Annotated in this window: 18 protein-coding genes; 6 read left to right on the forward strand and 12 right to left on the reverse strand. The window is 68.7% G+C overall.

Annotated elements, in window-relative coordinates:
- The first annotated feature begins 15 nt into the window (after positions 1 to 15).
- Positions 16 to 768 (forward strand): GNAT family N-acetyltransferase, encoded by a 753-nt coding sequence (locus IGS68_RS13025; RefSeq protein WP_201080603.1) that lies wholly within the window; start codon positions 16 to 18, stop codon positions 766 to 768.
- A gap of 48 nt (positions 769 to 816) precedes the next feature.
- Here the strand turns inward: IGS68_RS13025 and IGS68_RS13030 are convergent, their stop codons facing one another.
- Together IGS68_RS13030 and IGS68_RS13035 are read right to left on the reverse strand one after the other, a co-directional pair.
- Complete coding sequence (locus tag IGS68_RS13030; protein ID WP_201080605.1) at positions 817 to 1,467, reverse strand: terminase small subunit; 651 nt, start codon at positions 1,465 to 1,467, stop codon at positions 817 to 819.
- Between the two features lie 224 nt (positions 1,468 to 1,691).
- Positions 1,692 to 2,528, reverse strand: a complete 837-nt coding sequence (locus IGS68_RS13035) for an aldo/keto reductase (RefSeq protein WP_201080607.1) — start codon at positions 2,526 to 2,528, stop codon at positions 1,692 to 1,694.
- A 341-nt stretch (positions 2,529 to 2,869) separates the two neighbouring features.
- Between IGS68_RS13035 and IGS68_RS13040 the strand changes: the two genes are divergently transcribed.
- Positions 2,870 to 5,107: a methyl-accepting chemotaxis protein gene (locus tag IGS68_RS13040; protein WP_201080609.1), complete on the forward strand. Its 2,238-nt coding sequence runs from the start codon at positions 2,870 to 2,872 to the stop codon at positions 5,105 to 5,107.
- Between the two features lie 117 nt (positions 5,108 to 5,224).
- Positions 5,225 to 5,932: a glutathione binding-like protein gene (locus IGS68_RS13045; protein ID WP_201080611.1), complete on the forward strand. Its 708-nt coding sequence runs from the start codon at positions 5,225 to 5,227 to the stop codon at positions 5,930 to 5,932.
- 9 nt (positions 5,933 to 5,941) lie between these two features.
- Here the strand turns inward: IGS68_RS13045 and IGS68_RS13050 are convergent, their stop codons facing one another.
- Positions 5,942 to 6,412, reverse strand: a complete 471-nt coding sequence (locus IGS68_RS13050; protein WP_201080613.1) for a GerW family sporulation protein — start codon at positions 6,410 to 6,412, stop codon at positions 5,942 to 5,944.
- 439 nt (positions 6,413 to 6,851) lie between these two features.
- On the opposite strand from IGS68_RS13050, the gene IGS68_RS13055 reads away from it, so the two are divergent.
- Both IGS68_RS13055 and IGS68_RS13060 read left to right on the forward strand, forming a co-directional pair.
- The gene (locus IGS68_RS13055) at positions 6,852 to 7,292 is read left to right on the forward strand and encodes a CBS domain-containing protein (RefSeq protein ID WP_201080614.1); all 441 of its coding nucleotides are present in this window, start codon (positions 6,852 to 6,854) and stop codon (positions 7,290 to 7,292) included.
- A gap of 125 nt (positions 7,293 to 7,417) precedes the next feature.
- Positions 7,418 to 8,968 carry a Ppx/GppA phosphatase family protein gene (locus IGS68_RS13060; protein WP_201080615.1) on the forward strand — a complete coding sequence of 517 codons (1,551 nt, stop codon included), beginning with the start codon at positions 7,418 to 7,420 and terminating at the stop codon, positions 8,966 to 8,968.
- Positions 8,969 to 8,970: 2 nt separating this feature from the next.
- Here IGS68_RS13060 and IGS68_RS13065 read toward each other — a convergent pair whose 3' ends face one another.
- The gene (locus IGS68_RS13065; protein ID WP_201080617.1) at positions 8,971 to 9,813 is read right to left on the reverse strand and encodes a PfkB family carbohydrate kinase; all 843 of its coding nucleotides are present in this window, start codon (positions 9,811 to 9,813) and stop codon (positions 8,971 to 8,973) included.
- Positions 9,814 to 9,925: 112 nt separating this feature from the next.
- Here IGS68_RS13065 and IGS68_RS13070 point away from each other — a divergent pair, with 112 nt between their 5' ends.
- On the forward strand, positions 9,926 to 10,423 hold the full coding sequence (locus IGS68_RS13070) for a hypothetical protein (protein WP_201080619.1): 498 nt from the start codon (positions 9,926 to 9,928) through the stop codon (positions 10,421 to 10,423).
- Positions 10,424 to 10,579: 156 nt separating this feature from the next.
- Here the strand turns inward: IGS68_RS13070 and IGS68_RS13075 are convergent, their stop codons facing one another.
- From IGS68_RS13075 to IGS68_RS13110, 8 genes are read right to left on the reverse strand one after another with little or no spacing between them, the layout of a single operon-like run.
- Positions 10,580 to 11,815: a PQQ-dependent sugar dehydrogenase gene (locus IGS68_RS13075; protein ID WP_201080621.1), complete on the reverse strand. Its 1,236-nt coding sequence runs from the start codon at positions 11,813 to 11,815 to the stop codon at positions 10,580 to 10,582.
- A gap of 15 nt (positions 11,816 to 11,830) precedes the next feature.
- Positions 11,831 to 12,646, reverse strand: coding sequence for a carbon-nitrogen hydrolase family protein (locus tag IGS68_RS13080; RefSeq protein ID WP_201080623.1), 816 nt, complete (start codon positions 12,644 to 12,646; stop codon positions 11,831 to 11,833).
- Entirely contained in the window at positions 12,643 to 13,443 is an 801-nt protein-coding gene (locus IGS68_RS13085; protein WP_201080625.1) for an ABC transporter permease, read from the reverse strand. The genes IGS68_RS13080 and IGS68_RS13085 overlap by 4 nt, the downstream gene beginning before the upstream one ends.
- Entirely contained in the window at positions 13,440 to 14,294 is an 855-nt protein-coding gene (locus tag IGS68_RS13090; protein WP_247881310.1) for an ABC transporter permease, read from the reverse strand. Before IGS68_RS13090 ends, IGS68_RS13085 begins: the two co-directional genes overlap by 4 nt.
- Positions 14,291 to 15,328: an ABC transporter ATP-binding protein gene (locus IGS68_RS13095; RefSeq protein WP_201080627.1), complete on the reverse strand. Its 1,038-nt coding sequence runs from the start codon at positions 15,326 to 15,328 to the stop codon at positions 14,291 to 14,293. The genes IGS68_RS13090 and IGS68_RS13095 overlap by 4 nt, the downstream gene beginning before the upstream one ends.
- A gap of 22 nt (positions 15,329 to 15,350) precedes the next feature.
- Positions 15,351 to 16,442: an ABC transporter substrate-binding protein gene (locus IGS68_RS13100; protein ID WP_247881311.1), complete on the reverse strand. Its 1,092-nt coding sequence runs from the start codon at positions 16,440 to 16,442 to the stop codon at positions 15,351 to 15,353.
- A gap of 45 nt (positions 16,443 to 16,487) precedes the next feature.
- The gene (gene speB, locus IGS68_RS13105) at positions 16,488 to 17,540 is read right to left on the reverse strand and encodes an agmatinase (RefSeq protein ID WP_201080629.1); all 1,053 of its coding nucleotides are present in this window, start codon (positions 17,538 to 17,540) and stop codon (positions 16,488 to 16,490) included.
- A gap of 8 nt (positions 17,541 to 17,548) precedes the next feature.
- Positions 17,549 to 18,718 (reverse strand): aminotransferase, encoded by a 1,170-nt coding sequence (locus IGS68_RS13110; RefSeq protein ID WP_247881312.1) that lies wholly within the window; start codon positions 18,716 to 18,718, stop codon positions 17,549 to 17,551.
- Positions 18,719 to 18,756 lie beyond the last annotated feature (38 nt).

Consider the following 18,756-nt stretch of genomic DNA (forward strand, 5'->3'; position numbering starts at 1 on the left):
AGGACGGAGACGGGAATGGATGACGGGATCGCCGCGGTGCGCGGCATCGAGGAGCGCGCCTTCAACGCCTGGCCGGCGCTCGCCTCCGTCCAGTGTGACGGCTGGCTGTTCCGATTCTCCCAAGGATTGACCAAGCGGGCCAATTCCGTCAACGCGCTGCAGCCCGCAGGCCTCTTCCGGGACACGCTGGGCCTGGCCGAGGACCTGTATCCCCGCCGGCGCCTGCCGGTGATCTTCCGCCTGTCGCCCCTGGCCGGCGACGAGCCTGACGACATCCTCCATCGGGTCGGCTACCGGCGGATCGACGAGACGCTGGTGATGACGGCATCCCTGGGCGACAGGATACCTGCCGATCCGGAGGTGGCGATCACCGAATTTCCCGATCCCTCCTGGAGCGAGGGTTTCGCCGCGGCGAACGGGATCAGCGCGGCGATGCGGGACATCCACGACCGGATGCTGGGCTCCATCCTGCTGCCGACCGCCTTCGCCACCGTCTTCGATGGCGGGCGGGCGGCAGGCTACGGGCTGGCGGTGGCGGAGCGCGGCATGGTCGGCCTCTTCGACATCGTGACGGTGCCCGAGTTCCGGCGCCGCGGCCTCGCCCGCCGGATGGTCGGAGCCCTTCTAGCGTGGGGTCGTGCCCGGAATGCCGACGGCGCCTATCTGCAGGTCGTCGCGTCCAACGAACGGGCGCTCAACCTTTACGAATCGGCGGGTTTTCGGGAAGCCTACCGGTACCATTACCGGATCCGGCCCGCCGGGATCTAGAGCCGTGCCCGATCAGGTCGGTCCGCCCGGGGCATCCGAACCGATGCGTCAAGCCATGGCCCCAACTCCGCGCATCGGGGGGAGCGGAACGGCCGCCTGAAAGGGCGATGCCGGAGAAGACAGCGCGGTGGAGGCGAAAAGCCCGGCGGAAGCGGCCGAGGTCACTATCGGAAGGGCGGAAAGGTCACTATTTCGCCTCCTGCCCCGCTTACCTGCCGAGTCGGGAGCCGGGGGGACCTTCGCCGCGGGGGCTTCGTCGTCCGGGTCGCAGTCCAGGCTCTCCAGGTCGGCGTCGGGGTGCGGCCGGTCGCCGAGGAAATGGTGCGGGATGCGCTTGTCCTGGACCACGCCGCGCAGCTTCAGCCACAGTTCGACCGCGCGCAGGCTCAGCCCGAGGCTCTTGCGCTCCAGGGCCTCCTCCATGATCGTCCGGACCAGGACTGCCGCCTCCTCCAGGTCGGATTGATGGCCGGCGCTGCGGTCGGCGCGGAGCTGGGCCACGCGGACCTGGATCTCCGGCTGGCCCATCAGGACGGCGCCGCGCTGCTTGGCGCCCTTGGGCGAGTAGCCCGCCCGGCGCGCCGCCTCCGCCGCGCCGACGTTGCAGGCCATGGCCTGGCAGAAGGCTTCCTGGCGGGGCGTCAGCACGATCACGGGCGGGGCGGAGGCGGCTTGTGTCGGGGGCTGATGGTCGAGCATGGCTGGGGCGCCTTGGCCGGGTGGAAACAATTCATGAACATTAGTGCGAATTCGCGTTAGATGCAAGATGTGGAGGGTGCGCGTCCCGCGCACCGCGGGCGGCGGGACGCCGCCCCTCCGCGTGGCTCGCGTTGAGGGAGTGGGCGAAACCCGACATGGCGTGTCCGGCGTCGTTCCGGCCGGCGCGGAGGTCGCTGCTCCCGGCGGCGGGAGGAGCGGCAGGATCAGAGCATTTCCAGCGACCGGGGGCCGGTCGGCGGCGGGAACGCCCGATCGAGCGCCGCCATGTCTTCGTCGCCCAGGACCAGGTCGGCGGCGGCGCGGTTGGCCTTCACATGGTCCGGATCGCTGGCCTTCGGAATGGCGATGACGCCCTCGTGCCGAAGCACCCAGGCGAGCGCCACCTGGAACATGCTGGCGCCCAGGCGCTCCGCGATCGTCCGCAACGCGCCCTTGGCCGGCATCCGTCCCTGCTCGATGGGGCTGTAGGCCATGACCGGGATGGAACGCTCGACGCACCAGGGGAGCAGGTCCCATTCGATGCCGCGCCGGGTAAGATTGTAGAGAACCTGGTTGGTGGCGCAGGCATCGCCGCCCGGCACCTCCATCAGTTCGGCCATGTCGTCGGGGTCCAGGTTGCTGACGCCCCAGGCGCGGATCTTGCCCTGCTCCTTCAACCGCTCGAAGGTCTCGACCGTTTCGGCCAGGGGAACTCCGCCGCGCCAGTGCAGCAGGTACAGGTCCATGCGATCCGTGCGGAGACGCTTCAGGCTCCGTTCGCAGGCCTCGACGGCACTGCGCCGCCCGGCATTGTGCGGATAGACCTTGCTGACCAGGAAACACTCGTCCCGGCGCCCGTCAAGGGCCTCGCCGACGACTTCCTCTGCCCCGCCATCCCCGTACATCTCCGCCGTGTCGATCAGGGTCATGCCGAGATCCAGGCCCAGTCGGAGGGAACGGACCTCGCGGTCACGATGACGCCGATCCTCGCCCATTCCCCAAGTACCCTGCCCCAGGCCGGGCACATCCATGGCTGCCAGGGGAATGGATCGGATCGGCATGTCGGTCTCCTCGCTGATTGTCATGGCGCCGGGATTGTCATGGCGCCGGGCGTCGCATCGCTTGTCCGGAAAACGAACGTGGACAGAGCCGATGCGGTTGCCCGGCCGTTCGCCGGCATCTTGCATACGTCAGTCGATCGGCAACAAAGCGAAACTTCATGAGCAATGAAATGGCGCCGCCTCATGGGACTGGTCGAGGCAACTCGCTTCCCGCCCCTACTATTGGCCTGCGGAATAATCCCAACAGGTTATGCAGGAAATTTATGTCACGGGATCTTCATCTTATCCAACATTCGTGGTAACCATCTCGAGTAACTAACTTGCGGTTGTTGGAGAGACTGATGTCCCATTCCCTCGGGATCGCCCAACGGCTGGCGATCGCTGCGCTGCTGTTCCTGGCGCCTGTGGGTTTCGTGCTGGCGGCACTCGTCGGTAACCAGAACACGACGATCCGGTTCAGCGAGAAGGAGCTTACCGGGACCTTTCAGTTGCGAGAAGTCGCAGCCGTTCACAAGGACTTGGCACTTGCAAGCCTCCGGGGCGGCAAGCCGGCCGACGGCAGCATCGCGGCGCTGGAGGCGGCCGAACGGAGCTTCGGCGAGGGGATGGAAAGCGTGGAACTGACCCGCGCCGCGGTGGCGGCGGTGCGGTCCTCGGCGGCGGGCGGGAACGGCCTCGACGAGGCGCGGGCGGCATTGAGGGCGCTGACCGCCCGTGTCGGCGACAAGAGCAACCTGATCCTCGATCCGGACCTCGACTCCTTCTATGTCATGGATCTCATGCTGGTGAAGCTGCCCGAGGCGCTCGACCGGATCGTCGCCATGGTGACGCTGGCCCGCCTGACCTTCGCCGACGGCACGCTGGACCCGGAGGAACGGGTCGCCTTCTATGTCGAGCTGGGCGGACTGAAGACGGTGACCGACGGCCTCGGGTCATCGCTCGCCTCGGCCTACAGCGGCAGCGCGGACGGATCGGTCAAGGCTGCGCTCGACGGGCCCGCAAGCGCCCTGATCGGCGACTTGACGGCCCTGCTGGCCTCGATCGAGCGCGGTGCGCCGGAGCCGGCGGCGGTGGAAGCCCTGGTCGCGAAATGGAACAGCTTCTACCAAGCCGCTTCGTCCGACCTGGAACGGTTGCTGGACGCCCGCATCGGTGGTTTCCGATCCTCCCAGTTCTGGACCCTGCTGATCACGGCGCTGCTGTTCGGCGGGGCGGCACTCGCCGTCCTCCTGGTCGTCCGGCGCGGTGTCCTGGCGCCGCTGCTCGGACTTACGCAGGCGATGCAACGTCTCGCCGAGGGCGACCTGGATTGTGCAATTCCCGGCATCGGGCGGAGCGACGAGGTCGGCGCCATGGCTTCCGCCACCGCGGTCTTCCGCGACGCCGCGCGACGGAACCGGGAACTGGAGGCGGAACAGGCCCGGCAGCAGGCGAACAGGGCGCGGCGCCAGGATGCCCTGGAAGCCCTGACCCATGATTTCCAGGCGGCCATTTCAGGGCAGCTCCGGGCGGTGGCCGCCGCCGCGACCCAGTTGCAGGCAACGGCGGGATCCCTGAACGCGGAAGCGGAGCGGGCGTCGGAGCAGGCCTTGCAGGCGGCGGAAAACGCGGATGCCGCGGCGCGCAACGCCGAGCTCGTCTCGGCCGCGGCGGACGAGCTGGCCGGGGCCAGCAGCGAGATCGGCGTGCAGGTCGAACGCACGACGCTGACGACGCGGGCTGCGGTCGAACAGGCCGGGCGCGCCGAATCAACCACCCGGGAACTGACGAGCGTCGCGGCCGGCGTCACGCAGATCGTCCAGTTCATCCAGGACATCGCCTCGCAGACCAATCTCCTGGCCCTCAACGCGACGATCGAGGCGGCCCGTGCCGGCGAGGCGGGCAAAGGCTTCGCCGTCGTCGCGGGCGAGGTCAAGAACCTCGCGACCCAGACTTCCAAGGCGACCGAGGAAGTGACCGCCAGGGTCAACGCGGTCGTCGATTCGGCCAACGGCGTCGCCGGCCTCATCGGCGAGATTTCCAGGACGATCGGCGCCATCGACGAAAGCTCCGGCATGATCGCCGCCGCCGTGACGGAGCAGGACGCCTCGACGTCGGAGATCAGCCGCAACGTCAAGGAGGCGGCGGACAAGAGCCTGCATGCGTCCGGCAGCATCGGCATGGTCAAGGATACGACCGACTTCACCAGGGCCGCGGCGACGGAGCTCCTGTCGGCCGCTTCCGAACTGTCGCTCCAGGCGGAGACGCTGCGCGGCGAGGTCGACCAGTTCCTGTCGGCCATGGCCAGCGCCGGAGAACGACGCACCTACGAGCGGCGGCCGCACGACGCCCCGATCACGGTCATCATGGGGAGCCAGTCGATCACCGGGCGGATGGTCGACATCTCCAGCGGCGGTGCCGCGGTTCGGGTCGATGGCAGCTGGCCGATCGGCACGGCTTTGACGCTGGTCTTCGCCGGGCATCGGATCGCCGGGCGCCTCGTCGAGGAGCATGACGGACTGGTCCGCATCCAGTTCCGGTTCGACGCCGAGACCAGGGCGCAGGTGGAACGCCTGTTCGAGAAAGAGCTTGCCGCCTGACGGCTGGCCGGCCCCGGAACGGAATGTCCCGTCGATGGTTGCCGGGGGCGGCGGGACATGTTATGGAACGATCAGTCCATAACAGGCGCCGCACCTCAGCTTCGGAAGGCCATCGACATGATCGATCTGCATTACTGGACGACTCCCAACGGCCACAAGGTCACGATGTTCCTGGAGGAGACCGGTCTCCCTTACCGGATCATCCCGGTCAACATCAGCGCCGGCGAGCAGTTCAAGCCGGAATTCCTGAAGATCGCCCCGAACAACCGCATCCCCGCGATCGTTGACAACGATCCGGCCGGCGGCGGGGAACCGATCTCCGTCTTCGAGTCCGGGGCTATCCTGATCTATCTGGCCGAGAAGACCGGGAAATTCCTGCCCCAGGACCCGAGGGGCCGGGCCGAAGTGCTGCAGTGGCTGATGTGGCAGATGGGCGGGCTCGGACCGATGGCGGGCCAGAACCACCATTTCGTCCAGTACGCGCCGGAACGCATCCCCTACGCCATGGAGCGCTACGTCAAGGAGACCAACCGTCTCTATGGCGTGCTGGACCGGCGGCTGGCCGACCGGCAGTTCGTCGCGGGCGACTACTCCATCGCCGACATGGCATCCTATCCGTGGATCGTCCCCTACGAGCGCCAGCAGCAGAACCTGGACGACTTCCCGAACCTCAAGCGCTGGTTCGAGGCCATCCGGGAGCGGCCGGCCGTCGTCCGCGCCTATGAACGCGCCGCCGAGATCAACAGCCAGCCGACCATGACCGAGGAAGCCAAGAAGATCATGTTCGGCCAGACCGCGGCGACGGGCACGGGCACGGCGAAGTAGCGCCGCCGTTCAGTCCAGCGCGGCTACGGCGACCGCCTTGGATCCCGACGCCGCCGGGGCGTGCGCCGGGACAGCCGCCGGTGCGGGCTCCATCGCCGGCTTGACCGCGGCAGCCCCCTGGGCCGCCGACTTGTCCCGACGGTAGGCGTTGCTCAACTCGTTCGCGACGTCGGAATGGGCCTTGGCCGCCGACGTCACGAACTGGGAGTCGAGATGCTGGATGCTCACCCCGTCCGGGCGGACGACGATGATCGCGCAGGGAACCACGCCCCCGCCTCCGCCGCCCCCGCAAGCCTCGCCGAAGACCGACCCTCCCCCCGCGCCGACCCCGAAGGTCGTGACATAGATCGGGACCAGCGTCGTGTCGCCCACCTGGATCGGCGTTCCCGCGACGCCCTTTCCCAGGATCTTCTGGAATTCCTGCAGGGTCGAGACCATCAGGTCCTGGATCGGATCGGGCATGAAGGGATTGGTCAGCATCGCGGATCTCCATAGGCGGCCAGGGCATGATTATCACCACGCGCGTCCCGGATGCGAGTCTCTTCCATAAGCTGCGCCAATTTCGATCGACCTTGTCCGGCAGGTGGGCTGGCGCTGAGACGCCCCGGCCGCTGTGGGGGCCCGTCCGTCAGGAACCAAGGGCATGCCGCGCCCCTGGAGTAGAAATTTAGTTATAAAAGAAACCGGCATTGTGAGAAGTTAATTGCCGTCCATCTCGCCGCGATGATAGAATCACCCAATGGGTTAACACGTGACAGGCCCCAGTGGGTGCCCCATTTTCGGCCGGCATATCGGATTAGCCCAGGTTACTGCCTCGCATTTCCGGTGAATGCGAAGGATGCGACACTGAATGCACCGGGCCCAATAATTCCAGGTGCAGCGGTCAGTTCACCCGCGCCGCCAACCACATGGGGAAGATATGACCACCGTTTCCGATCTCCTGAATGCAAAAGGCCGCACCATCGTCTCCATCCTGCCTTCGGAGACGCTGGAGTCGGCATCGAAGCTCCTGACGGAGAAGCGCATCGGCGCCGTCGTCGTGCGCGACCGCCGCGGCAAGCTCGCCGGCATCCTGTCGGAGCGCGACATCGTCCGCGCCATCGCGGATCGTGGGGCCGCCGCGCTGGGCCTCCGGGTCGAGGATCTGATGACCAAGGAAGTCAAGACCTGCCTGCCGACGGAGACGGTCAAGGACCTGATGCGGATGATGACGCTGCGCCGTCACCGCCATGTCCCGGTGTGCGACACGGCCGGCGAACTGCTCGGCGTCGTCTCGATCGGCGACGCGGTGAAGGCACGCCTGGACGAGCAGGCCAGCGAGGTCGCGGTGCTTCGGGACCTGAACCTGATCAAGGCCTGATCGGCGCAGGTCGGAGCCGGTCGGGCTGGATGACGTCTTCCTGACATAATCTTCGGGCTGCGGGATCAAAGCGACCGGTCCGGAGTTGAAGGGGGCATGGATCCAGCCCGCCACCGGAGGGACAGATGCTCGACGCTACCGGCCAGCGCGCCGACCTGACCGGCCTTCATCAGGAGCTTGATCCGGATGAAGTCCTCGCCGCGGACCACACCCACTACGCGGTCATCGATATCGGCTCCAATTCCGTCCGTCTCGTCGTCTACAACGATCTCGGCCGGGCCCCCCTCCCCCGGTTCAACGAGAAGTCCCTGTGCGGCCTTGGTTCGGGATTGGACAAGACGGGCGAGCTTGCCGCCGGGCCGATGGCCTGCACGGTGCAGGCGGCCCACCGCTTCTGCGCCATCGCCGAGGCCATGGGGGCGTCCCGGATCGACATCATCGCGACGGAGGCGGTGCGCAGGGCCACGAACGGCGAAAGCCTGATCAAGGCTATCCGGGAGCGGACGGGTCGCGACCTGCGCCTTCTGTCGGGATCGGAGGAGGCGCATTTCGCCACTCTCGGCGTCATATCCGGCTTCTACCGGCCGAAGGGGCTGGTCGGCGACATGGGCGGCGGCAGCCTCGAAGTGGCCGAAGCACTGGAAGACCGCGTCGGCGAGCGCTCGGTCAGCCTGCCGCTGGGCGCCCTGCCGGTCGAAGCGATGCTGGAGGACTCGGCGGAAAGCGCCAAGCGGCAGATCGACGAGGTCATGAAGGGCCAGCTTCCGCCGCTGCTGACCAAGCCGGTCTTCTACGCCGTCGGGGGCGGCTGGCGCGCCCTGGCCCGCGCCCACATGGAAGCGGTGAACGCTCCCCTGAAGGTCGCGCACGGCTACGACGTGGATGCGAACGACCTGAGAAGCTTCGCGAAGTCGGTCTGGAAGATGACGCCGGACAAGATCTCGGCGCTTCCCGGCGTGCCCGGAAGGCGGGCGAAGACGCTTCCGGCTGCGGCGCTGGTGATGGACAGGCTGCTGAAGAACCTGCGCCCGGAGCGGGTCGTCTTCTCCGCGCTGGGCCTGCGTGAGGGATGGCTCTATTCGCGGCTCTCCCCAACCCTCCGGCGACGCGACCCGCTGATAGAGGGCGCACAGGCCTTCGGCCTCCCGATCGCGCGGGTCCCGGCCTTCGCGCCGGCGCTGGTACGCTGGACGGAATCCCTGTTCCCCGACGAAACGGCTGGGGAACGCCGCCTCAGGCTCGCGGCCTGCGCACTTTCCGACATGGCCTGGGCGGACCATGCCGACGTCAAGGCACACCAATGCTTCGCGCGGGTCGTGCATTTCCCGTTCATCGGCTTGACGCACACCGAGCGGGTCTTCATCGCGGCGACCCTGCATGCCCGTTACGGCGGCAAACCGGACGATGCCTGCCTTCAGCCCGCGCTGTCGCTGCTGACGCCGGCCGTGCAACGCCGCGCCCAGATCCTCGGCCGCGCGATGCAACTCGGCCATCGCTTCTCCGGCAGCGTGCCGGGCATCCTGGACATGGCGCGGCTGCGGATCACCGCCGACGCCGTTCGCCTGGAAGTCGCGGAAGGCAGCGAGGACGTCCCCGACAGCGATGCCGTGCAGATGAGGATGAAGCAGCTGGCGAAGATCCTGGGCGTGCCCAAGACCGAGTTCGCCGGGGCCTGAGGTCAGGCCGTCAGGTCGCGGAGCGACGGCGGCGGCACCGATGTCGGCGACGTGACCGCCAGGGCGGCCCAGCGGGCTCCGATCGACAGGGCGTCGCGGATCGGCGCACCGCTCAACAGGCCGTGGATCAGCCCGGCGGTGAAGACGTCGCCGGCGCCCGTGCTGTCCACGACGGTGGCCGGCTCGGCCGGAACATGGACCGGACCGGAAGGACCGAAGGCCGTGGCTCCCCTGGGGCCGTCGGTCGCCACCATCCAGCGCAGCCCCTCCCCGGCGAAGCGCCGGGCCGCCGCATAGGGGTCGGCCAGCGCCTCACCGGTCATGTGGGCGGCGGAGTCGACGACCACGTGCGCCGGCCAGCCGGTCGTTCCGGCGGGTGGCGCGTGGCTGACCACCAGGCAGGTTTCCAGGCGGGCACGGAGCAGGTCCGCAACCTCCGGCCCGTGGGCCTTGACGTAGAGGGCGTCCGCCGGTTCCGCGGGATCGGGCAGGACCGGAGGCAGGACCACGGAGGGACGGCCGCGGATGATCGTCCGTTCGCCGTCCGGGTCCAGCAGGACGAGAACCGGCGGCGTCGGTCCGGCGAGGCGCCGCACGCGCGACACATCGATGCCCAGGGCGGAGAGTTCCGCAAGCATCGACGCTCCGCCGGCATCCCTGCCGACATCGGCGAACAGCGCCACGTCGTGCCCGGCATAGGCGAGCGCCACGCCGGTGTTCGATCCGCCGCCGCCCAGGCGGCCCTGGTCGAACTGACCCTTCAGCTGAGCGCCGCCGGCGACGGCGCCGTCCAGCCGGACCACGATGTCGAGGTTTATTCGGGCGACGATCTGGATGCGGGCCATGGTGCGGAGCGTACAGGGACCGGAATGGAGCGGGAGTGCGATGTTTGGCGGCTCGCGGACCCGCGGTCAACAACTCTCGATTTTCGCCTGCCCGCTCCTTACCTTTCAAACCATGGCTCGATGCATCCCGATCCTGGTCTCCAATCCGCCGCCCCTATGGCGTCCCCTGCTGGCCCATTGCCGCTCCATAATGCGCGATCTCGGCGCGCCGGCCGTGCTGATCGACGGCTGCCTGCGGGACACCCCGTTCGGCCCGAGGATCATCGCGACGCTGGACCTGCCGCCCCGGATGGGCGATGCCGCCCTGTCGCGGCACCCCTCCTACCGGCCGGCCATGCGCGACGCCGCGGGAATGGTCGCCTTCTCCCGCATGGCCGCCCATGGCGCCAGCGGCATCGATCCCGTGACCGCCAGCCGGGAGCACGAGGACGTGCTGTGGCAGGTCATCGTGCTCCCGGCGGGAGTGGTGCTGATCGCCCGCACGGAGCGGGCGGACTACGGGCCCTTCCTGCTGGCCGAGAGCGAGCCGGACGAGCGCGGGATCGACCTGGTCAGCCTCCAGCTCGACTTCGCCGTCGAGTCCGGAAGCCGCGACGCGGGCTCGGCCTAGAGCTGAACCCGATCTGGTCGATCCGCCCGAGACGGCCGATCCGATGCGTTGCGCCATGGGCGCAACCTACGATTATTGGTCCGCATCACCTCCGCCCTGGATCGAGCCGTAGGTTGCGCCAATGGCGCAACCTACGGTGCGCAACATTCGATCATTCTAGACCGCTGCGACGCGCCAGATCCTGTCGGCGGCATCGTCGGCCACCAGCAGCGACCCGTCGGGCAGCTCCGCGATGCCGCAGGGCCGGCCGTACACTTCGCTCCTGGACCGCTCGGCCACGAAGCCGGTCAGGAAATCCTCGCCCGGGCCGCTCGGGCGGCCGTCGGCGAAGGGGACGAACAGCACCTTGTAGCCCGACAGCTCGGACCGGTTCCAGGAGCCGTGCTGACCGATGAAGGCGCCGCCGCGGTAGCGCTCGGGGAAGGCGGTTCCGCGATAGAAGGCCAGGCCCAGCGACGCTGTGTGGGAGCCGAGCGCCATGTCGGGCACGATCGACCTCGCCACCAGATCGGGCCGCTGCCCGCGCAGCCGCGGATCCTCGATCTTGCCGAAATAGGAATAGGGCCAGCCGTAGAAGCCGCCGTCCTGGACGCTTGTCATGTAATCGGGCACCAACTCGTCGCCCAACTCGTCCCGCTCGTTGACCGCCGTCCACATCACGCCGGTCTCCGGCTCCCAATCCAGGCCGACGGGGTTGCGCAGGCCGCTCGCGAAGATGCGTTCGCCGCTGCCGTCGGGATCGATCTCCAGGATCGCGGCGCGGCGATGCTCCTCCTCGATGCCGTACTCGGCCACGTTGCTGGCGGAGCCGACGGTCACGTAGAGCTTCTTCCCGCCGGGACCGACGCGGATGTTTCGGGTCCAGTGGTTGTTGTAGCCGCCGGCCGGCAGGTCGAGGATCTTGCGGCCCTCGGCCTCGATGCGGGTCTGCCCCTCCCGGTAGGGAAAGGCCAGCACGCCGTCGGTATTGGCGACGTAGAGCGTGTCGCCCAGCAGCGCCATCCCGAAAGGCTGCCTCAGCCCCTCCAGGAAGGTCTCGCGGATCTCCGGAAAGCCGTCGCCGTCGGCGTCGCGCAGCAGGGTGATGCGGTTGGCGCTCTGCCCGAGCGCGCGGGACCGCTTGTCGCCCTGCACCGCCGGCGAGTTCGGGTCATGGTCCGGTTTCAGCTGGGTCCGGGCTTCCGATACCAGGACGTCGCCGTTGGGCAGCAGATGGAACCAGCGCGGATAATCCAGCCCGTCGGCATAAAGCGTCACCTCGAAGCCGTCGGGAGCGGCCGGCTTCCGCCCCTCGGGCCAGCCGACCACGGTGGAGAAGTTGAGCGCCGAGGGAGTCTGGTACGGCTCCGGCAGAGGGGGCACGGCCGGTTCCGGAAACGGGGTCGCGGTCATGGGAGGCGTTCCTCTTCAGGTCTGGTTGGGTCCGCTGATGAAACGCATTCGGCGGTCGATCAGGTACGGGTTGGCCGCGCGGGCGGCACCGAAAGCGGAGGGGTCAAGGTCGGCGATCAACAGACGGGTGCCCGTGGCCGACGCGCGGGCGAGATCGGAACCGTCCGGCGCCGCGATGCCGGACAGGCCGGCATAGAAGAACGCGGCGTCGCGGCCGGCATGGTTGGCGTAGGCGACGAAGACCTGGTTCTCGAAGGCCCGTACCGGGATGATCGACCGCGCGATGAAACCGGCGTGCTCGCTGGCCGGCAGGGCCGTCGGCACCAGGATCAGGTCGGCTTCCGATGACGCCAGGTGGCGCACCGTTTCCGGGAACTCGACGTCGTAGCAGATCAGGAGGCCGGCCTTCAGGCCGCCCAGCGGGAACACCGCCGGAGCGGCGGCGCCGGGACGGAACAGGCCCTTCTCGTAGTCGCCGTACAGGTGCAGCTTGCGATAGACGTGCCGGGTGCCGTCGGGGAGAACCGCGGCGGCGCTGTTGTAGACGGCTCCATCCGCCGCCTCCGCGAAGCCGCAGGCCAGTGCGATCCCGGTGCGCGCCGCGATCGCGCCCAGGGCCGCGACCTGCGCGCCGTCGGCGGACTCGGCCATGTCCCGGATGGCGGCGCCGGCGCCGTAGCCCGTCAGCGCCAGTTCGGGTGCGAGCAGGCAGCCGGCCCCTGCCGCCGCGGCTTCCTCGGCGGCGGCGGCGATGCGGTCCAGGTTGGCGGCGACATCGCCCGCGACCGCTTCCATCTGGAGCAGGGCGAGGCGCAAGGGTGCTTTCGTCAATCCCGCGAACTCCAGGCGCCGAGCAGTTTCGGCAGGTCGCCGAAGCGGGCGATCAGGCCGAAGACGAGGGCCGCCACCGCGACGAACAGGATGGCGACCGCCGCCATGGTCGGGGTGTAGCCGTAGCGCAGCGAGTTGAAGATCTTGATCGGCAGCGTCTCCAGCGTGAAGCCTACGGTCATGTAGGCGACGATGTATTCGTTGAGCGACAGAACGAAGGCGAAGGCGAAGCCCGACACGATGTAGGGCCGGATCAGGGGCAGCACGATCGTCCGCAGGATGGTCCGGTCGTCGGCCCCCATGGTCGCCGCCGCCTCGACCAGAGCCCGGTCGATCGAGGCGAACCCCAGGGACAGGGTGACCAGCGGCAGGGTCACGAAGAAGATGCCGTGGGCCACCACCACCGTCCAGGGTTGCCCGTAGGCCCCGACCGTCGTCCAGAACGTCAGGAAGCCCAGGGCGGTGATGACCGGCGGCAGGATGAAGGGCGCCGTGCCGAGCATCTGGAACACGCGCGCCCAGGGAGCGTGGCGCCGCCACAGGAACCAGGAGAGCGGGAAGGCGATCGCCACCGCCAGCGCCGCGGAGAGCGCTGCGACGGTCACCGAGGCCGTTAGGGCTCCCCGCCAGGCGGCGTCGGTGAAGATCTCGCCGTACCAGCGGGCGGAGAGACCCGCCGGCGGGAAGACCAGCGATCTCTGCGCATTGACGGACACCCCGGCGATGACGATCAGCGGCGCCGCCAGGAACAGGGCCACCAGGGTGAAGAGGACGCGCCGGAACAGCTTGCCGCTCATGCAGCACTCTCCTTCCGGCCGACCAGCAGGGCCAGCCCCACCAGCGACAGCGTCACCAGCACCAGGAACACCGCCATGGCGGCGGCGAACGGCAGGTTCGACTGATAGATCGCCTGGTCCGTGATCAGCACCGACAGGGTCCAGTGCTGCGGACGGCCCAGGAGCTGGGGCAGCAGGTAGGAGCCGAGCGCGAAGACGAAGACCATGATGAAGGTCGCCAGGATCGTGTTCCGCAGCGCCGGGACCACGACGGTCAGGAACGCGCGGAGCGGGTGCGCTCCCAGGGTCCGCGAGGCTTCCATCAGCGTCGGGTCGAGGCGCGCCATCGCCGGGTAGAGGACCAGCACGGTATAGGGGAACGCCTGGTAGACCATGCCGGTCAGGACGGCGCCGAAATTGGGCGTCAGCGCCGCCGGCTTTTCCATGAGGCCGAGCCAGACCAGCAGGTTGGAGATCCCCGCGGTCCGCGACAGCAGCGTGGACCAGGCGAAGCCGATGATCACCTCCGACAGGGACAGCACGGCGAGCAGCGCCACCAGCCAGGCGACCTGGACCCGGCGGCGGGTCCGGGCCAATTCGTAGGCGAAGGGAAACCCGACCGCCACGCAGATCACGGCCACCAGCGCCGCCAGCCCTAGGGAGAACCCCAGCACGCCGCCGAAGAAGGCGGTGAGGAAGCGTTCGTAGCTGCTGAACACGAAGTCCGGCGTGTAGAAGCCGCCGGGCTGGCGCTGGAAGAAGCTGACCATCACCATGATGCCGAAAGGCACCACGAAGAAGACGGTCAGCATCAGGGCGGGGAAGGCCAGCGGGGCATAGTCCGCCGCCCGCTTCGGAGCATCCGCCCTCACGACGCGAGCACCCGGCAGGCCTCGGGATCGAGCCTCAATCCTACGGTGTCGCCGACCCGGAAATGCGCCCGCTCGCGCGGGGAGGCGACCGCCACGATCTGGGTGCCATCCGCATCGACGAAGGTCTCGATGCTGGCGCCCAGGTCCCGGATGAAGCTGATCCTGCCGGTCAGCGGAGCCTCGCCGGCCGGGACGAGGTGGATGTCCTCCGGCCGGACCGACAGGGTCGCCTGCGTCTGTCCGGGCGCCAGGCTCACGCCGGGGATCGTGCCGCCGGGAGCCTCGACGCCCTGCCCGCCTCCCGACCGGACGGCGATCAGGTTGGTGGAGCCGATGAAGTCGGCGACGAAGCTGTTGACCGGCCGGCGATAGATCTCGACCGGCGACGCCGCCTGCTGGATGCGCCCCTGCCCCATCACGACGACCAGGTCGGCCATGGTCATCGCCTCCCGCTGGTCGTGGGTCACCACGATCGTCGTGACGCCGAGGCGCTGCTGGAGCTTGCGAAGCTCCACCTGCATCGCCTCGCGCAGCTTGGCGTCGAGCGCGGACAGCGGCTCGTCGAGCAGGAACAGCTTGGGCGACAGCGCCAGGGCCCGGGCGATGGCGACGCGCTGGCGCTGTCCTCCGGAAAGCTGCGACACCGGCCGGCCCGCATAGCCGCCCAGGTCCACCAGGGCCAGCAGCTCCTCCGCCCGCTTCGCCTGCTCGGCCCGGCCGACGCCGCGGATCCGCAGGGGATAGGCGACGTTCTCGCCGACATTCAGGTGCGGGAACAGGGCCAGCGACTGGAACACCATGCCGAAGTCGCGCCGGTGCGCCGGCACCCGGGTCATGTCCTTGCCGTCGATCAGGATCCGGCCGGAGGTCGGCTCCTCCAGCCCGGCGATGGTCCGCAGCAGGGTCGTCTTGCCGCAGCCGGACGGCCCCAGCATGCAGACGAAGGTTCCGTTCGGAACGGCGAGGTCGACATGGTCCACGGCTGCGACGCCGCCGAACCGCTTCGATATGCCCTCCAGTACCAGGCCGGACATGGATAGCCTCCTCCGGGTCAAGTCAGCCGGCGACGATCAGCTCGGTCCATTTCTGGTTCAGCCAGTCGGACTTGGTCTGGTACAGGTCGTAGCGCGGAATGATCGGCTCGATCTCGCTGGAGACCGCCGCGAACTCCTGGTCCGTCAGGTCGGTCATGCTGCGGGCCACGGTCGGGGCGGTGCCGACGTTGCGCGACAGCTTGGCCTGGATCTGCGGCTGGCTCATGTAGTTGATGAACTCGTGCGCCTCCGCGGTTTTCCTGGAAGCGGCGGACACCGCCCAGGAGCCGGAATCCAGGATGCCGCCCTCCTTGGGGAAGGTGGAGCGGACGGGGTTGCCGTCGGCGGCGGCGAGCCCCGTCACGTCATGGTAATACTGGCCCATGGGGATCTCGCCCGACTTGAGCGCCTGCTCGAACTGCGCCTCGTCCCGGTACCACAGCCGGACGTTCGGCTTGACCTCGGCCAGCTTGTCCATGACCTCCAGGATGCCTTCCTCGGTGTCGAGCTTGGCCGGGCCGCCGAAGAAGGTCTTGGCGGTCACCTCGAGCAGGAAGGAGTTGGAGACCAACGCCAGCAGGCCCAGGCGGTCCCGGTTGGCGGGGTCCCACAGGGCGGCCCAGGAATCCGGCGCCTCCGAATAGACATCGGTATTTGTCACCAGCGTGATGTACCAGGCGACGGCGCCGACGCCCGCGATCCGGCCGTCGGGATACTTGTTGACGAACTGCGGCAGCAGGTTGCCCAGGTTGGGGATCCTGGCCGGGTCGAGCGGAGCCCAGAGATCGATCGCCTGCCCTTTCAGCATGGCCACCTGCGACATCATCGACACGTCGGCCGGGGCCTGGCCCGCCCGGGCGGCCTGGGAGAGCTGCACCAGCCAGGCCTCCCCGGTCGGCTCGGAGATGGACTCCACCTCGATGCCGGTGGCGCTGGTGAAGTCGGGGAAGATGTGCTCGTCGAAGGATTCCTGGAAGTACCCGCCATAGACGCCGACCTTCAGCGAGCGGTCGGCCGCCCGCAGGATCGACGGCATCGCCAGCAGGGCCGCGCCCGCCGCGGCGCCGGCCAGCACGGTGCGCCGGGTGATCCCGGACTTGGTCATCTCGGTCATCGCTTCACCTTCCTGTTCTGTTCGTTCGGTTTCTTGCTTCGTGGTTTATTCCTTGGCGCCGATCGACGGGCTGTAGACCATCAGGCTGAGGATCTCGAACAGCATCTGGGCGCCCGCCTGCGCCGTGTTGGTCGTGGGGTCGTATTGCGGAGCGACCTCGACCACGTCGCCGCCGACGATGTCCAGGCCCTTCAGGCCGCGCAGCAGCTCCAGCGCCTCGCGCGTGGTCAGGCCGCCCACTTCCGGGGTTCCGGTTCCGGGCGCGAAGGCCGGGTCGAGGCTGTCGATATCGAAGGAGACATAGGTCGGCCCGCCGCCGGCCACCTTGCGGGCCCGCTCGATCACCGCCGGCATGCCCAGGCCGGCGATCTCCTCGGCGTGGATCACGGTCATGCCGCTGTCGTAGGAGAATTCCCACAGGTACTCGGCCGAGCCGCGGATGCCGATCTGGATCACCCGCTTCGGGTCCAGGACGCCTTCCAGCACCGCCTGGCGGAACGGCCCGCCATGGTGGAACTTGGTCTGGTCGAACCCGCCGCTGGTATCGCAATGGGCGTCGATATGGATCATGCCGACCGGCCGGTCCTTGCCCAGCGCCTTCAGGATGGGCAGCGAGATGGAATGGTCGCCGCCGACCGACAGGGGGGCGACGCCTGCCGCCACGATCTTCGCCACGTGGGCCTCGATATCCTCGTGGGAGGAGTCGAGGCTGAAGCGGCTGCGGAACGGCACGTCGCCGATGTCGGCCACCCGCAGCTCCGACACCGGGGCGGTGTGGAGAACATGGTTGTAGGGACCGATCCGCTCGATGGTCCGCAGCGCCCGGGGGCCGAAGCGCGAACCATTCCGATTGGTCACGCCCAGGTCCATCGGAACGCCGAGCATCGCCACCTGAAGGTCGCCGAAGTCGGGGGCCTGCGGGTCGATCGGCCGGTGCGGCGCGGTCAGGAAGGTCGGCATGCCGGCATAGGGGGCGAGCCGCGTGCCGCTCTTCGAGAAAATGGTGTCCGCGACCTTGCGAAAGGTGGGGTCGAACACCTCGCCGCCGTGAAGCTGGCCGTATTTCGCGCGCAGGCGCTCCAGTTCTTCCCTATCCATGTCTCTTCCTACCCTATCGTCAGGTTCTGGAACCGGTCGGGCAGCCCCTCGATGGCCGCCCGATCCGCGTTGGCGAAGGCGATGCGAAGATGGCTTTCGTTGCCCGGACCGAAATAGCTGCCGGGCAGGCACAGGACGCCGCGCTCCTCCGCGAGCCGCTCGGCGACCACGGCGGCAGGCGCGTCGAACGGATGCCGGAGAAAGGCGAAATAGGCGCCGATGGCGTCAAGCCGCCAGCCGTCAAACCGTGCCGCCGCCGACCGGAAGGCCTGGGCCCGGCCGATGATTTCCCGCCGGTTCTCCTCCCGCCAAGCGGCCATGGGGTCCAGCGTGGCCGCCAGCGCATGCTGGCCGATCCGCGGCGCGCAGATCTGGATGCAGTCCATCACCTTGGCGAACTCGGCGAGGAAAGCCTCGCCGGCGACGACGGCGCCGAGCCGGTGGCCGGGGATGCAGAAGGACTTCGAGAAGCTGTAGAGTTCGACCAGCGTATCCTGCCAGCCCGGCTGCCCGAACAGGTCGTGGGGCCGCGTCCCGGCGTCGGCCAGGAAGTCCCGGTAAGTCTCGTCCAGGAGCAGCGCCACGCCCCGGTCGCGGCAGATGCGATGGATGGCGCGCAGGGTTTCCGGAGGATAGACGGCGCCCGTCGGATTGTTGGGGCTGATCAGGACGACGGCCCGGACGCGCCCGTCGATGGCCTCGGATATCCGGCCGGGGTCCGGCACGAACCCGTCCTCCGCCGAGGCCGGCACCGCCCGGGCTTCGATGCCGAGCATGTCCAGCGTCATCTTGTGATTGAAGTACCAGGGGCTGGGCAGGATGACGGCATCACCGGCCTTCGCCAGGGCCAGGACCGCGGCGAAGAAGGCCTGGTTGCAGCCCGCCGTGACCGCGACCTCGGCGGGCCGGATCGGAACCCCGAAGATGCCGGCCACATGCCGGGCATAGGCGGTCCGCAGATCCTGGTCCCCCAGGATCGCGCCGTAGCCGGCCAGCAGCGGCGAGGATGCCGCGCTCGCCAGGGCTTCCAGGATGCCGGGGTGCGGAGGGTATCCGGGAACGGCCTGCGCCAGGTCCACCAGCGGACCCCGGCCGCCGCCGTAGCGCCTCGCCCAGCCCTGGGCTTCCGGGATCGGCGGACTGGCGGTGTCGTGCAGGAGAGGATTGACGCGTATCACGAGGGAACTCCAGGCGCGGGCTTGGTTGCGGCCGGCCA

Origin of the sequence: Skermanella sp. TT6, from assembly GCF_016653635.2 — a bacterium.
Classification (GTDB): Bacteria; Pseudomonadota; Alphaproteobacteria; order Azospirillales; family Azospirillaceae; genus Skermanella; species Skermanella cutis.